At 64.0% G+C, this 15,483-nt stretch carries 12 protein-coding genes; 8 read left to right on the top strand and 4 right to left on the bottom strand.

What is annotated here, in order from left to right; all coding sequences use genetic code 11:
* The first annotated feature begins 21 nt into the window (after positions 1–21).
* From trpB to KDC96_RS03430, 4 genes are all read left to right on the top strand, one after another.
* The gene (trpB, locus tag KDC96_RS03445; RefSeq protein WP_212450715.1) at positions 22–1,236 is read left to right on the top strand and encodes a tryptophan synthase subunit beta; all 1,215 of its coding nucleotides are present in this window, start codon (positions 22–24) and stop codon (positions 1,234–1,236) included.
* Positions 1,237–1,832: 596 nt separating this feature from the next.
* Entirely contained in the window at positions 1,833–2,612 is a 780-nt protein-coding gene (gene trpA, locus KDC96_RS03440) for a tryptophan synthase subunit alpha (protein WP_212450713.1), read from the top strand.
* A gap of 134 nt (positions 2,613–2,746) precedes the next feature.
* Positions 2,747–3,598, top strand: a complete 852-nt coding sequence (gene accD, locus KDC96_RS03435) for an acetyl-CoA carboxylase, carboxyltransferase subunit beta (RefSeq protein WP_212450711.1) — start codon at positions 2,747–2,749, stop codon at positions 3,596–3,598.
* 123 nt (positions 3,599–3,721) lie between these two features.
* Entirely contained in the window at positions 3,722–5,020 is a 1,299-nt protein-coding gene (locus tag KDC96_RS03430) for a folylpolyglutamate synthase/dihydrofolate synthase family protein (protein WP_212450710.1), read from the top strand.
* A gap of 23 nt (positions 5,021–5,043) precedes the next feature.
* Here the strand turns inward: KDC96_RS03430 and KDC96_RS03425 are convergent, their stop codons facing one another.
* Both KDC96_RS03425 and KDC96_RS03420 read right to left on the bottom strand, forming a co-directional pair.
* Positions 5,044–6,384, bottom strand: coding sequence for an MFS transporter (locus KDC96_RS03425; protein WP_371815523.1), 1,341 nt, complete (start codon positions 6,382–6,384; stop codon positions 5,044–5,046).
* Positions 6,381–8,102: an MFS transporter gene (locus KDC96_RS03420; protein WP_212450708.1), complete on the bottom strand. Its 1,722-nt coding sequence runs from the start codon at positions 8,100–8,102 to the stop codon at positions 6,381–6,383. The genes KDC96_RS03425 and KDC96_RS03420 overlap by 4 nt, the downstream gene beginning before the upstream one ends.
* Before the next feature lie 72 nt (positions 8,103–8,174).
* Between KDC96_RS03420 and KDC96_RS03415 the strand changes: the two genes are divergently transcribed.
* Genes KDC96_RS03415 through rsmD form a run of 3 tightly spaced genes read left to right on the top strand, consistent with a single transcriptional unit; the run spans position 8,175 to position 10,704 of the window.
* Positions 8,175–9,335, top strand: coding sequence for an aromatic ring-hydroxylating dioxygenase subunit alpha (locus tag KDC96_RS03415; RefSeq protein ID WP_212450707.1), 1,161 nt, complete (start codon positions 8,175–8,177; stop codon positions 9,333–9,335).
* A gap of 17 nt (positions 9,336–9,352) precedes the next feature.
* Positions 9,353–10,132 carry a pseudouridine synthase gene (locus tag KDC96_RS03410; RefSeq protein WP_212450706.1) on the top strand — a complete coding sequence of 260 codons (780 nt, stop codon included), beginning with the start codon at positions 9,353–9,355 and terminating at the stop codon, positions 10,130–10,132.
* Positions 10,129–10,704 (top strand): 16S rRNA (guanine(966)-N(2))-methyltransferase RsmD, encoded by a 576-nt coding sequence (gene rsmD, locus KDC96_RS03405; RefSeq protein ID WP_212450705.1) that lies wholly within the window; start codon positions 10,129–10,131, stop codon positions 10,702–10,704. Before KDC96_RS03410 ends, rsmD begins: the two co-directional genes overlap by 4 nt.
* 36 nt (positions 10,705–10,740) lie before the next feature.
* Here rsmD and KDC96_RS03400 read toward each other — a convergent pair whose 3' ends face one another.
* Positions 10,741–11,121, bottom strand: coding sequence for a hypothetical protein (locus KDC96_RS03400; RefSeq protein WP_212450703.1), 381 nt, complete (start codon positions 11,119–11,121; stop codon positions 10,741–10,743).
* 425 nt (positions 11,122–11,546) lie between these two features.
* Here KDC96_RS03400 and KDC96_RS03395 point away from each other — a divergent pair, with 425 nt between their 5' ends.
* Entirely contained in the window at positions 11,547–13,739 is a 2,193-nt protein-coding gene (locus tag KDC96_RS03395; RefSeq protein ID WP_249171989.1) for a UvrD-helicase domain-containing protein, read from the top strand.
* Positions 13,740–13,998: 259 nt separating this feature from the next.
* On the opposite strand, the gene KDC96_RS03390 is transcribed toward KDC96_RS03395, so the two are convergent.
* Positions 13,999–15,378 (bottom strand): DEAD/DEAH box helicase, encoded by a 1,380-nt coding sequence (locus tag KDC96_RS03390; protein WP_212450701.1) that lies wholly within the window; start codon positions 15,376–15,378, stop codon positions 13,999–14,001.
* Positions 15,379–15,483 lie beyond the last annotated feature (105 nt).

Genomic DNA, 15,483 nt, shown 5'->3' with positions numbered 1-15,483 from the left:
GCCCGAACGGATTTCTTGACTTTGGCAACCGCTCCCAATTCCTTCCGCGCCCAGCCCGACGAACGCGGGCATTTCGGCCAGTTCGGCGGACGCTACGTGGCCGAAACGCTGATGCCGCTGATCCTCGATCTGGAGCGCGAATATCGTGCGGCGCAGGCCGATCCGGCTTTTGCGGCCGAATTTGACGACCTGCTCGAACACTACGTCGGCCGCCCCTCCCCGCTGTATTTCGCCGAACGCCTGACCGAGGCGCTTGGCGGCGCGCAGGTCTGGTTCAAGCGCGACGAGCTCAATCATACCGGCGCGCACAAGATCAACAATTGCATCGGGCAAATCCTGCTGGCGATCCGGATGGGCAAGACCCGCATCATCGCCGAAACCGGCGCGGGCCAGCACGGGGTCGCAACCGCCACCGTGTGCGCGCGGTTCGGCCTGCCCTGCGTGATCTACATGGGCGCAGAGGACGTGAAGCGGCAATCGCCCAACGTCTTCCGCATGAAGCTGCTCGGCGCGGAGGTCGTCCCAGTCACCAGCGGCGGCGCGACGCTGAAAGATGCGATGAACGAAGGGCTGCGCGACTGGGTCGCGAATGTCCACGACACCTTCTACATCATCGGCACGGCGGCAGGCCCGCACCCCTATCCGGAGCTGGTGCGCAACTTCCAGAGCGTGATCGGCACCGAAGCGCGCGCGCAGATGCTCGAGCGCGTGGGTCGGCTTCCCGACTTGCTCGTCGCCTGCATCGGTGGGGGATCGAACGCGCTGGGCCTGTTCCACCCGTTTCTCGACGATCCGGAAGTCAAGATGCTCGGCGTCGAAGCAGCGGGCCACGGCTTGGATGGCGACGAACACGCCGCAAGCCTGCTCGGCGGCGCACCGGGAGTGCTCCACGGCAACAAGACCTACCTGCTGCAGGACGAGGACGGCCAGATCACCGAAGGCCACTCGATCAGCGCCGGTCTGGATTATCCCGGCATCGGCCCCGAGCACGCATGGCTCAAGGAAAGCAGGCGGGTCGAATACACTGCCGTCACTGACGACGAGGCGCTGGACGGTTTCCAGCTGCTGTGCCGCACCGAGGGGATCATTCCGGCTTTGGAACCGTCGCACGCGATTGCGGCGGTGGCCGAGCGCGCCAAACAGATGAGCGAGGATCAGATCATCCTGATGAATCTGTGCGGACGCGGCGACAAGGACATCTTCACCGTGGCTGAAAAGCTTGGGGTGGAGATTTGAGCAAGGCTCGGGCTAGGGAAAGGAAGAAGGAACGTTTGGTCCGATCCCGGCAACAACCGAGGTTTCCTAGGTGGAGACAGTGGCTATTCGAATTCCTACTACTCTTCTTGGTTCTCACCATGTTGCGCGGGCTTATGGCAGAAGAAGGTTTTGAAGTTCGTACTTTCGTTTGGGCGGCTGTAGTGGCGGCCTCAATCTCTTCCTTCAACGAATGGCGAAGACGTCGCCAGGCAGCGAAAGCAGAAACCAAGACCAAATGACCCGGCGTAAAACCACCACCGTCATCCCGGCCTTGAGCCGGGATCAGGCTTTCTACTTTCCAAGCCAAAGAAGCCTTGCCCCGGATCAAGTCCGGGGCGACGAGGACCATAATCGAACCGGATTGAGCCATTGAGGAACAGGTTGCTACGGTTTCTAGTAGTTGGAGTATCGGGCGGAATCCTAATTCTGATCCTGAGAGAGCTATTGGACCATGTATTCCGTAATCTCCCGATTGAGATAACTGCGTTCGACACTGCGATTTCGTTCGGAATTGCGTTTGTAATTGCCTCATTTCAATGGGCAAAAACCGTTATCGACGAGTCGAAGAACCAAGAATGACCCGCCTCTCCACCACCTTCTCCAAACCCCACCCCGCTTTCGTCGCCTTCATCACTGCTGGCGATGGCGACACTGCGGCCAATCTTGATGCACTCGTCGCCGGCGGCGCTGACGTGATCGAGCTCGGCATGCCGTTCACCGATCCGATGGCCGATGGCCCCGCGATCCAGGCAGCGAACCTGCGCTCGCTGGGTGCAGGCACCACCACCGCCGATGTGCTGCAGATCGCAACCGACTTTCGCGCGCGCCACCCGGACGTGCCGCTGGTGCTGATGGGTTACGCCAACCCGATGATCCGGCGCGGGCCGGAATGGTTTGCCGATGCTGCCGCCAAGGCAGGCGTCGATGGAATCATCTGTGTCGACATTCCGCCCGAGGAAGACGACGCGCTCGGCCCGGCCCTGCGCGCACAAGGGATCGCTCCGATCCGCCTCGCCACCCCGACAACCGACGCCGCTCGGCTCCCGGCGGTGATCGCAGGCAGTGAAGGGTTTCTCTACTACGTCTCTGTCGCCGGCATCACCGGCAAGCAGCAGGCCGCGATCGACTCGATCGAGACCAATGTCTCCCGCATCAAGCAATCGACCGACCTGCCCGTCGCGGTCGGATTCGGCGTGCGCACGCCCGAACAGGCCGCGGAGATCGCCAAGGTGGCCGACGGCGTCGTCGTCGGTTCGGCTTTCGTCGATCTGGTCGGCGAATTTGGCAAGGACGCGCCTGCGAGGCTGCAGGAATTGACCGCGAGCATGGTTGCGGCCATGCAAAGCGAATCCTGACCTCGTCATTGCGAGGAGCCCGCAGGGCGACGCGGCAATCCATCGACCGACGTCGCAATTGAAATCAACGTCAGAAGATGGATTGCTTCGCCTGCGGCTCGCAATGACGATCTTTTGGGATTAGGTACTGAAGCATGAACTGGTTCACCCGCGTCCGCACTTCGCTGGGCTTCGGCTCGGAAAGGAAGAGCACCGAGAAAGATCTCTGGATCAAGTGCAGCTCATGCCAGGAGATGCTGTTCGTCCAGGAATACGAGGACAACCTCAACGTCTGCCCGCGCTGCGAGCATCACGGGCGGATTGGGGCGGACCGGCGGCTGGAACTGCTGCTAGATCCCGGGTTCGAGCTGCTGCCGCAGCCCAAGGTCGAGGAAGACCCGCTCAAGTTCAAGGACAGCAAGAAGTACATCGACCGGCTCAAGGCGGCGCGCGCGGCCAACCCGCATGAGGACGCGTTCACCGTGGGGTCGGGTGCGATCGAGGGTACGCCCGCGGTAATCGGGGTGCAGGATTTCCACTTCATGGGCGGATCGATGGGCATGGCGGTCGGCCAGGCGTTCTGCAACGGGGCCGAGCGCGCTTTGGAGCGCAAATGCGCCTATGTCGTGGTGACGGCGGCAGGCGGCGCGCGGATGCAGGAGGGCATTCTGAGCCTGATGCAGATGCCGCGCGCAACCGTGATGACGCGGCGGCTCAAGGCCGCGGGCCTGCCCTATATCGTCGTGCTGACAGACCCGACCACCGGCGGCGTCACCGCGAGCTATGCCATGCTGGGCGACGTGCACATTGCCGAGCCGGGCGCGCTGATCGGCTTTGCGGGCCAGCGGGTGATCCAGGACACGATCCGCGAGCAGTTGCCCGAAGGTTTCCAGCGCGCCGAGTACCTGCACAAGCACGGCATGGTCGACATGGTTGTCCCGCGCAGCGAGCTGAAGGCGACGCTGGCGAGAGTGCTGGATTACCTGCAGCCGCGCATAGCTGCTTAAGGAGACATCGTCATTGCGAGCCGCAGGCGAAGCAATCCACCATCCGACATTGCCCTCGGGCGATTCGTTTGAAGATGGATTGCCGCGTCGCCTTGCGCTCCTCGCAATGACGAGACGCGGCTAATGGATTTCGGCAAATCATCCGACCCACGCGTCCAGGCCCAGCTCGACCGGCTGAGCGCTTTGAGCGTGCCCCAAGGGCGGCTCGGACTTGAGACGATCCGCGCGCTGCTGGACCGCCTCGGCAATCCGCACCGCAAACTGCCGCCGGTGTTTCACATCGCCGGGACCAACGGCAAGGGCTCGGTCTGCGCATTCCTGAGGGCAATGCTGGAGGCGCAAGGGTACCGCGTCCATGTCACCACCTCGCCACACCTGGTGCGCTACAACGAGCGAATCCGGATCGCCGGTGAATTGATCTCGGACGGGGCGCTTTCTGCGCTGCTGGAAGAGGTGCTCGATGCAGGCGAGGACCTCCACCCCAGCTTCTTCGAAGTCACCATCGCCGCCGCCTTCCTCGCCTTCAGTCGCGAACCGGCCGATGCCTGTGTGGTCGAAGTCGGCCTGGGAGGACGCTTCGATGCGACCAATGTGCTGGAGCCGGAGGTGCTGGCCGCCTGCGGGATCGCGGCGCTGGGGCTGGACCACGAGCGGTTCCTGCTCGCGCCGGAGGACGGCGTGCCGACCGAGCCGATGGCACGCATCGCGTTCGAGAAGGCGGGAATCGCCAAGTTGGGCGTGCCGCTGGTGACACTGGGAGATCGCTACCCTCTAGAGGCGCAGACTGCGATCCGAGCGGCTGCCGACCGCACCGGCGCTGTCCTTCAGGAGAGTTTCCTCGATTTCCACATCGAGGAAGGCAGGGCCTATTATGTTCGCGATTGGGATGACATGTTTCAGCTGGTGCCTGCGCTCGTAGGCGACCATCAACTGCAAAACCTGGGTCTGGCGATCACCATGCTGCTGGCGCAGGACAAACTGCCGGTTGGCCACAAGGCAGTCTCGCTAGGCGCGAGGCAAGCCAAATGGCCCGCTCGCATGCAGAGCTTGTCCGAAGGCCCGCTCACCGCTCTCGCTTCGGACCAAACCGTCTGGCTGGACGGTGGCCACAACCCGAGCGCCGGCGAACAAATCGCGGCCTTCTTCGACGAGCCGATCCACCTCGTCGTCGGCATGCTCGAGAACAAAAATCCGCGCGCGCTGCTCGATCCGCTGGGCGACAAGGTGCTCAGCCTGACTATCGTCCCGGTGCCCGATCACGACTGCCATCCGCCCGAAGCCTTCGGCCCCGATGCACGCGCTGCGTCGGACCTCGAAGAAGCGTTGCTTAACCTGCCCAGCGACGGGCGGCCGATCCTGATCGCGGGCTCGCTCTATCTTGCGGGCGAGGCACTACGACTCAACGATGAGATTCCCACCTAACTCCCCTCCCCACGGGGAGGGGATTATTTGGCCTCGCTCGTGTCCCTCCCAGCCGAGCCCAGCGCCTCGTCCACCAGCCCGGTGCGCATCATCCAAGCGAACAGCACGATCCCCGGCACCGCCAGCAGCGTCGTCAGCAGGTAGAAGTTCACATAGCCGGCCCATTCGATCAGCCCGCCCGCAGTGGTGCCGGTCAGCACCCGCCCGACAATACTCGCCGCCGCGCTGATCATCGCGTAATGTGTGGCGGTGAAGCGCAGGTCGCACAGCGCCGAAAAATAGGCGACCACCACCACGCCGCCATAGCCGCTGGCAAAGTTCTCGAACCCGATCGCGGAAGCGAGGCCGAGATTGGTCTTTCCCGCCACCGCCAGCACGGCGAAACCCAGGTTGGAGACTGCCATCAGCACCAGCGCGATCAGCACCGAGTGCTTGAGCCCCAGCCGCGCATAGATGATCCCGCCGACAAAGATTCCGACCATGAAGGCCCAGAAGCCCACGCCGACATCGTAGATCGCGATCTCGTCATTGCTGAAGCCGAGGTCGTCGAACAGCAGGCGGAAGGTCAGGTTCGCAAGCGTGTCGCCGATCTTGTGGACGAGGATGAAGGCGAGGACGAGCCATGCGCCGTGTCGCGAAAAGAACTCCGCGAACGGCCCTGCGATCGAGTGCCATATCTCCGCCAGGCCGCGTTGCATGCTCTCGACCTTGTGCCGAGCCGGTTCGCCGAGGATCAGCGCGGTCAGCATGGCCGGGAGTGCCAGCGCCGCGCAGGACAGATACGCCGCGCTCCAGCCGTATCGCGCCGCCACCACCAGCGCGATGGCCCCCGCGCCGGCCGATCCGACCCGCCAGCCATACTGGTTCATGCCCGAGCCGGTACCGAGCTGGTACGGCTTCAGGATCTCGATCCGGTAGGCGTCGATGACGATATCGAAGGTCGCCCCGGCCACGCCGACCAGCACCGCCGCGACGATAGTTGCAAGAAGGCTTTCGGAGGGATCGACCAGCGCGAGATTGACCACCGAGGCGATCACCAGCAGCCCGGCAAGGATCATCCACGACACCCGCTGCCCCATGCTCCCCAGCAGCGGCAGCCGCACACCATCGACGATCCACGCCCAGAATACCTTCAGATTGTAGACCAGGAACGCCAGCGTGAAGGCGGTGACGGTGGCCTTGTCGATCCCGTCCTGCGCCAGCCGCGTGGTCAGCGTCGCTCCGATCATCGCGTAAGGAAAACCGGACGAGACGCCGAGGAAGAACGCGCCGAGCGGCTCCTTTTCAAGATACGGAAGAGCGGCTTGCCAAAGATCGCGGCGCCCTGAATGCGCAACCGGCTCCACGGGGCCGACAGGCTTCACTCTGCCGGCTGCGCCTCGGGCGCGATAATGCCGGCTTCGCTGCCGGCCCGTACCTGACGATACCATTCAAGGCAGACCAGCACCGATGCGGCGAGGCCGATAAAGGTCGTCAGCACGAACACGTCGAAATAGCCCTGGTTCTCGATCATCTCGCCCAGCGCGCCGCGACCGAGGGTGCCGACCAGCAGCGTCAGCGACGACAGCAGCGCATATTGCACCGCGCTGAACTTTTTCGAGACGATCGAACTGAGCCACGCGATATAGGCAGCGCCCGCGATCCCGATCGCGAGGTTTTCGAAGGCGATCGTAATCGTCAGCTTCGCGAGCCCGGCGCTGCCGATCACCGGCACCTGGCTTATCGCCCAGGTAAAGCCGACCGCATCGCTCACCGCCTGCATGTTCGCGCCGCCGACCGCGAGATCGGCATAGAGGAGGTTGGTGAGCGCCGCGAGCAGACCGCCGATCAGCAGTGTCGCCATGCGTCCAATCGTCGTCAGCATCAGCCCGCCCAGCGCCAGTCCGGCGATGATCGCCCCGACCCCGAAGAACTTCGAGGCGAAGGCAACCTCATCGTTGGTGTACTTCAATTCGCCGAGATAGAACGGGTAGGCGAATGTACCCCAGATCGCGTCGCAGATGCGATAGGTCAGCACCACCGCCAGGATCAGCACCAGCGACCAGCCCATCCGCCCGACGAACTCGACCAGCGGCAGCACCAGCGCACGATAGAGATGGTCGAGCGCATAGGCCCCGCCGCTCACCGGCGGCGCGTCCTCGGTCAGCACGTGCCTGCCCTCGCGCTTCTGCGCGGAAAGCCAACCGGCGATGAGCGCGGGGAGGATGATGGTCGCAACGATGATCCACGGGCCGAAATTGCGGGTGAACTCGGTCGGATTGGGGCGGTCTTCCGGCGCGTAGGTCATCGACATGATCATGAATGTCAGCACCACGCCTATCGCGATCGCCCACAGCAGGCCGACGAGGCCGAGCGCGCGGCCACGAATGTTCGGGTTCAGCTCGCCCGCCTTGCGCAGCGCCAGCACCTGCTCGTCGGCGACTTCGCTGGTCGCGAGCGCATCGCCTTCCGCGTTCGGGGCGAACAACCCGATGAAGCCCGCTCCCAGCAGGATCGCGCCCATCATCATGTAGGTTTCAGGCCAGCCGATCCGCGCCGCTATGATCAGGCCCAGCGCGCCGCCGACCAGCGAGCTGAAGCGGTAACCCATCTGGTAGACCGTGGAGAGGATGTCGATCGTCGCCTTGTCGTCGGCCACGTCGATGCGCCAGGCGTTGATCGCGATGTCCTGCGTCGCGCTGGCGAAGGCACCGATCCCGGCGAGCAGCGAGAACCAGCCGAGCTGGGTACGCGGCTCGAGCACGCTCATCGTCACGAGGATCACGCCCAGCGCGATCTGCATCGGCACGATCCACTGCTTGCGCTTGCCCAGTTTGCGCAGCAGCGGCAGATCGGCCTTGTCGATCAACGGCGACCACAGGAACTGGAATGCATAGGCGAGCCCGATCAGCGAGAAGATTCCCATCGTTTCGAGATCGACCTCGGCCTCGGTCAACCACGCGAACAGCGTGCCCAGGAACAACGCGAACGGCAGGCCGCTGGCAAACCCGAACACCAGCATGAAAAAGGTCTTGCGGTTGGTGAGCGCGACGCCCAGCGCGCGCCATGCACTGGGTTTTTGAACCACGGCAGCTTCAGCCATTGATCGTCGTCCTTTCGCGATCGGAAATTGTCTGCAACACTAGCTGCGGATGAGAGGAATAGGAACGCCGCGATGAATGCGTCCACAACAGATACGCCTGCCCTGCGCCCGACACGGGCCCAGCTGGCACTTGCCGACGCGATCAGGCAGGGCAAGCCGCGCACAAGCGATACGATCGGCACGGTCCCCGCCAGCCGCTATACCGACCCCGCGCATTTCGAACGCGAGAAATCGGCGCTGTTCGACCGGTTGCCGCAAGTGCTGGTGCCAAGCGCGCTGCTGCCCGAGCCCGGCATGGCGGTGCCGCACGATAATACTGGACGCCCGCTGCTGATCACCCGCGACGCCGAAGGCAAGGCGCATGTGTTCCTCAATGTCTGCCGCCACCGCGGCACGCGCCTGGTCGAAGGCGGCGAGGTGCAATGCGCGAAGCGGCTGGTGTGCCCCTACCACGCCTGGACGTACAAGCTCGACGGCAAGCTGCTTGCGCTGCCTCGCCCGGAAACCTTTCCAGGCATGGACAAGGCGGAACACGGTCTTGTCGAGCTGCCAAGCTGCGAGGCGGGCGGGCTGATCTGGTTCGCCCCACAAGAGGGTGCCGACTTCGCCGATGCCAAGCGGCTCGGCGAGGATTTCCACGCCTTCGGGATGGACAGCGCCTGGCTCTTCCGCCGCAAGACCCACACGGTCGCGGGCAACTGGAAGCTGATCATGGACGCCTTTCTCGAAAGCTATCATGTCACCCGGCTCCACGCGAACACGATCGGGCCGTTTTTCAAGGACGGGGTGACCGCCGGCGACGAGATCGGGCCACACATGCGCTCGGCAGTCGGGCGGCTGGAAGAAATGGAACGCGTCGATCTCACCGACATGGCCGAGATGCGCAAGGTCGTGACCTTCGCCTACCAGCTGCTGCCGGGCACGGTGATCGTGCCCAGCCCCGATTACGTCAACGTCATGGTGCTGATGCCGCAGGCTCACAACCTGACGCTGGTCGAGGATTTCATGCTGATCCCCGAAGAGCCGACCTCCGACAAGGCGCGCGATCACTGGGAACGCAGCTGGCAACTACTCGATGGCGGGGTGTTCGCGAGCGAGGATTTCCGCGCCGCCGAACTCGGCCAGCAGGGCCTCGAATCGGGCGTGATCCGCGAACTGACGCTCGGCACGCTCGAAAGCGGGATCGCGCGGTTCGACGCGATCGTGCAGGACGCCTTGCGGGAGGTGAACTGAGCGCCTAGGCGCGCTCCATGCCGACCAACCCCAACCAATCCGAAGATCGCCCCGAAGGCGATCGCATCGCCAAGTTGCTCGCCCGCGCGGGCATCGCCAGTCGGCGCGAGATCGAACGGATGATCGACGCCGGGCGCATCACGATCGATGGCAAGCCGGTGACCACGCCCGCGACCTTCCTCACCAGCCTCAAGGGCGTGAGCGTCGATGGCAAACCGGTCGCTGAACCCGAATCGTCGCAGTTGTTCGCGTTTCACAAGCCAACTGGCCTCATCACCGCCGAGCGCGATCCTGCGGGGCGCGCGACGATCTATTCGGCGCTGGTCAATGCCCTGCCGAAGGGGACGCCGCGCCTGATGCCGATCGGCAGGCTCGATCTCAACACCGAAGGATTGTTGCTGCTCACCAACGATGGCGGGCTCAAGCGCCAGATGGAGCTTCCCGCTACGGGGATCCCGCGAACCTATCGCGCGCGCGCCTTCGGCGACGTGTCGCAGGCCCAGCTCGAAGCGCTGGCGGAAGGCGTCGAGATCGATGGCATTCGCTACGGTTCGATCGACGCAAATCTCGAACATGGCAGTTCGGGCAAGAACAACTGGATCGAGATGACCATCACCGAAGGCAAGAACCGCGAGGTGCGCCGCGTGCTCGAATATCTGGGACTGAAGGTGAACCGCCTGATCCGCACCGCCTACGGCCCCTTCCAGCTGGGCGATTTGCCGCGTGGCCAGGCAGCGGCGATCCGCAAGCAGGACCTCGGGCGATTCCTGAGCACGCTCAAGAAGCGAGAGAAATGAGGATCATCGCGGGCGAATGGCGCGGGCGAAAGCTGGTTGCGCCCAAGGGCGACGCGACGCGGCCCACAGCGGACCGGACGCGCGAGACGCTTTTTTCGATGCTGACCAGCCGCCTCGGCGATTTTGACGGATTGCGGGTTGCAGATCTGTTTGCCGGTTCGGGCGCGCTCGGCCTCGAAGCCCTGTCGCGCGGCGCGGCACATTGCCTGTTCGTGGAACAGGATCGCGCGGCGCTCGATGCGATACGCAGCAACATCGCCGCGTTCGACGCGCGCGAGAAGACCACAATCGAAGCCGGCTCGGTCCTTCACCTGCGCGCTGCGAGCGAACCATACGATGTGCTGTTGATCGACCCGCCCTATCGCACCGGCGCGGGCGCCGTTGCGCTCGACCGTTTGTTACGGCTGGGCTGGATCGGTCCGGCAACGTGGATCGCGGTAGAGACCGCTGCGACGGAGACGGTCACGGTGCAGGGTCTGGAAACCGAGGTTGAGCGCCGGATCGGCAAAGGCAAGCTCACGCTGTTGCGCTTGGAACCCGACCGTACCGATCCGGACACTCCACCCGGTTGATCCGCGCGCGACCACCAACGCGCGGAGGGCGCGGGCTTACTGGTCTTCGGGCGCAGCAGGTTCCTCGGTCGGCGGTTCGGCACTTCCACCGCTCGCTCGTGCTTCGATATTCTGCCAGGCGGTGTCGCGCTCCGGACCGGTCATCGCCGTCAGGGCGAGCTTGTCGTCATCGCTGAGGCGCCAGAACAGCCCCTGCCGTTCGGGGGTCAGCGACCAGTAATAGCCTTTGGTTTCATTGGGCCACGTCATGTAGGCGGACTGCATGTCGGGCGGCCAGCCGTCGTATTCCGCCTGCTGCTCGGCGGTCAGCGAGACCTCCTCGCCGGGCAAATCGTCCTGGGCGGAAAGGGTGGTCGGGGCCAGCGCCGCGGATGCGGCGAGGGAAGCTCCGATCAGGTACATTGTAGTCTTACGCATGGGATTCTCCGTATGAATGGTCCCAAGCGTGGCCGAACGCGACCTGTCCGGCGGCATGGATCCCCTCCGTCCGCACGCGACCCTTATGCCTGCGAGTCCGGCCCGCGCCCAGCCTTGGGCGGGCCTCGCGCCCCACGCGATGCACGTCGTGGCGAGATGCGTGGCGAAACCGCGTCAAGGCGACTTCGCCTACCGGTCGAGATTGGATTCGCACGAAAAAAAATGAGCCGAAAGGGCTGGGGAACGGGCATCTGGAATTCGGCCGACACGACTTGCCGAACGATGGTTCGTTCTCTACTTGTTCACCAGATTGCCATGAGTAACCCGCTGCCCACCCCGCACGATCCCGGTGCCCCCCGCCCTATGCGGCGCGCCTGAACCCGCCCCAGCGCGAGGCGGTACTGACGACCGAGGGGCCGGTGCTGATGCTGGCCGGCGCGGGCACGGGCAAGACCGCCGCGCTGACATCGCGCCTTGCGCACCTCGTCGCGACCCGCCGTGCATGGCCGAGCCAGATCCTGTGTGTCACCTTCACCAACAAGGCCGCACGCGAAATGCGCGGGCGGGTCGCGGAGCATCTGGGGCAGGCGGTCGAAGGCATGCCGTGGCTCGGCACGTTCCACTCGATCTGCGCCAAGATGCTGCGCCGCCACGCCGAGCTGGTCGGGCTCGAATCGAACTACACGATCATCGACACCGACGATCAGCTTCGGCTTCTCAAGCAGCTCATTACGGACAGCGATCTCGACGAGAAACGCTGGCCCGCGCGCCAGCTCGCCGGGCTGATCGACCGCTGGAAGAATCGCGGGCTCAATCCCGACGATCTCGATGCGGTGGACAACGAAAGCTATGCCAACGGACGCGGACAGGCGATGTACCGGTTGTATCAGGAGCGCTTGAAGGCGCTGAACGCCTGTGATTTCGGCGATCTGATGCTGCATATGCTCAACATCTTCCGCAAACATCACGATGTGCTCGCGGACTATCAGAAGCGCTTCAAGTATATCCTCGTCGACGAGTACCAGGATACCAACGCAGTCCAGTATTTGTGGCTGCGCCTGCTCGCGCAGGAGCACAAGAACATCTGCGTCGTGGGGGACGACGACCAGTCGATCTATTCGTGGCGCGGTGCCGAAGTTGCAAACATCCTGCGGTTCGAGAAGGATTTCCCCGGTGCGCATGTCGTCAAGCTGGAGCAAAACTACCGCTCGACCCCGCATATCCTCGGCGCGGCGTCGGGCCTGATCCGGGCGAACAGCGAACGCCACGAAAAGACACTGTGGACCGAAGCCAATGGCGGCGACAAGGTCCGCGTAATCGGTGTCTGGGACGCGCCCGAGGAAGCGCGCCGGGTCGGTGAAGAGATCGAACGGCTAGAAGGCGAAGGCGCCCCGCTCGATCAGGTCGCGATCCTCGTCCGCGCGCAATATCAGACCCGCGAGTTCGAAGACCGTTTCATCCAGATCGGCGTCAACTACCGGATCATCGGCGGCTTCCGGTTCTACGAACGCGCCGAGATCCGCGATGCGCTCGCCTATCTGCGGGTGATCGCGCAGCCGCAGGACGATCTCGCGTTCGAGCGGATCTACAACCAGCCCAAGCGCGGGCTTGGTGCGAAAACGCTCGAGAAGATGCACCAGCATGCGCGGCGCACCGGGTTGCCACTGGCTGCTGCCTCACTCGAACTGGCCGACAGCGACGAATTGCCCAAGCGCGCGGCAAACACGATCGGCGGGCTGATGCGGCAGTTCCTCGCCTGGCGCGAGGCAGCGGAAGCGATGACACCGTCGGACCTGCTTCGGCTGGTGCTCGAGGAAACCGGCTACAACGACATGCTGGCGAACGACCGCTCGGCCGAAAGCGCCGGCCGCGCCGAGAACCTCTCCGAACTCGCGCGCGCGATGGAGGAATACGAGACGCTCGGCGATTTCCTCGAACATGTCGCGCTGGTGATGGACAACGATCGCGGGGACGAGGAGGAAACCGTCACGATCATGACGATCCACGCCGCCAAGGGACTCGAGTTCGACCACGTGTTCTGCGTCGGATGGGAGGAAGGCGTGTTCCCCAGCCAGCGCGCGATCGACGAAGGCGGGCTTGCCAGCCTCGAAGAGGAACGCCGCCTCGCCTATGTCGCGATCACGCGCGCACGACGACGCTGCATCATCCTGCACGCCGCCAACCGGCGCATCTACGGCCAGTGGATCAGCTCGATCCCTTCGCGCTTCATCGAGGAACTGCCCGAGGAGCATATCGAACAGGAGACGACGCTGACCGGTGGCGCCTCTCTGTGGCGCGCCAACTGGAGCGAGAACGAGGACCCGTTCGCGCATGTCGCCCGCGACCGTCCGGATCGTGCGCAGGCGCGCGGCCCCGGTTGGCAGCGCGCGATCGCGACCGGATACGAACCGCGCCAGCAGCGCGTGGCCGAACCGGGCCGCTCGGCCGCCAGCTTCGCCGCCCAGCCCCGTAGCGACATCGCCATCGGCGCAATGGTGCACCACGACAAGTTCGGCACCGGATGCGTGATCGATCAGGAGGGGAACAAGCTCACCATCGAGTTCGAAGATGCCGGCGAGAAACGCGTGATCGACAGCTTCGTGAAGGTGGTGGGGTGATCATGATTTTTCTGGAAGACCTCGATCCGGATCGAATAGCTCGCTTCAAGCCATCCACGCTGAGAAGGCTCTGAGATTTGATCTTTGGTCTTGGGCTTCCGGATGGACAGAAGGAAGCGCCAAGGGAACAGCAGGCAAAGTCGAATTCCGGCGGCGCGAGAATTGTCCCGCGCGAATCGCGATCGGGATCTCGATTGTGGCCTAATTGGCGTCGATCGCTGGTCTGATCGCCGACCAGGATTGCAGCACCGGCAAAAACCTACCCCAGCCCCACGTCCAGGAACCCCGGCTTGGGTCCGTTCCATTCGCCCGGCGCGACTGGTTCGTCGTCTTCGTCGCGGCGGCGCGCTCTGGGCTTGCGTTCCGGCTTGTCCTCGCGTGCGGCGCGCTCGCGGCGCGGCTTCTTCGGTGCATCGTCGCTGTCGTCCCGCTTGCGTTCGCGAGAGCGCCGGGGCTTCGCTTCGTCGCGATCCTTGGGAGCGTCGGCGGCCTGTTGTCCCGCATGCGCCAGTTCGACCCGCACGTCGTCCTTGCCGAACACCTTGATCTTGGCGCCGGTGAGTTTCTCGACATTGGAGATTGCTTCGGCGTCCTCGTCGGAAACGAGGGTAAAGGCGCGACCCTTGGCCCCAGCCCGCCCCGTCCGTCCGACCCGGTGAACATAATCGTCCGGGTGCCACGGCGTGTCGAAGTTGAAGACGTGGGAAACGCCCTTGATGTCGAGCCCGCGCGCCGCGACGTCGGACGCGACGAGGATGTTCACGTCGCCCGCCTTGAATCGGTCGAGCTCCTGGATCCGGCTCGACTGGTCCATGTCCCCGTGGATTTCGCCGCTGGCAAAGCCACGCTTCTGCAGGTGCTTGTTGAGATCGCGCACTGTCGTCTTGCGATTGGCGAAGATGATAGCGGTTTCGACCTGATCGTTGGCGAGCAGCCATTCTAGCGTTTCGCGCTTCTGCCGGCTCTTCACCGGAATCTTGAAAGCGGTAATGTTCTCGTTGGTCGAGGCGCGGCGGCTGACCTCGATCCGCTTGGGATTGTTGAGGAACTTCTTCGCCAGCTTCTCGATCGGCGGCGGCATCGTGGCCGAGAAAAGCATCGTTTGGCGGGTTTCGGGCAGCTTCGAACAGATGAATTCGATATCGGGGATGAACCCCATGTCGAGCATCCGGTCGGCCTCGTCGATCACCAGCAGTTCACAGCCCGAAAGCAGGATCTTGCCACGTTCGAACAGGTCCATCATCCGGCCCGGCGTCGCAATCAATACGTCGACGCCTTCGTTCAGCGCCTTGATCTGGTCGCCCATCTGCACGCCCCCGATCAGCAGCGCCATCTTGAGGTCGTGGTTCTGGCCGTATTTCTCGAAATTCTCGGCAACCTGCGCGGCAAGCTCGCGGGTCGGTTCGAGGATCAGCGAACGCGGCATCAGCGCGCGGCGGCGACCGGCCGCCATCACGTCGATCATCGGCAGCACGAAGCTGGCGGTCTTGCCGGTGCCGGTCTGGGCGATGCCGATCAGGTCCTTCATCATCAGGACGGCCGGGATCGCCTCGGCCTGGATCGGCGTCGGTTCGGTATAGCCGGCATCATCGACGGCTTTGAGCAATTCGGGTGAGAGGCCGAGATCGGCGAAATTCATGGGGTGCGTGTTTTCCGGGTAGCGGGCAGCCGAAGCGTGCCAGAATCTAGCGATCGCGAAATGTGCCGCGATCGGCCGAGCGACTAGTCCCAAATCGTGGCGAAA

The organism is Erythrobacter sp. JK5, from assembly GCF_018205975.1.
Classification (GTDB): domain Bacteria; phylum Pseudomonadota; class Alphaproteobacteria; order Sphingomonadales; family Sphingomonadaceae; genus Erythrobacter.
This window is presented reverse-complemented; position numbering and strand designations above follow the sequence as displayed.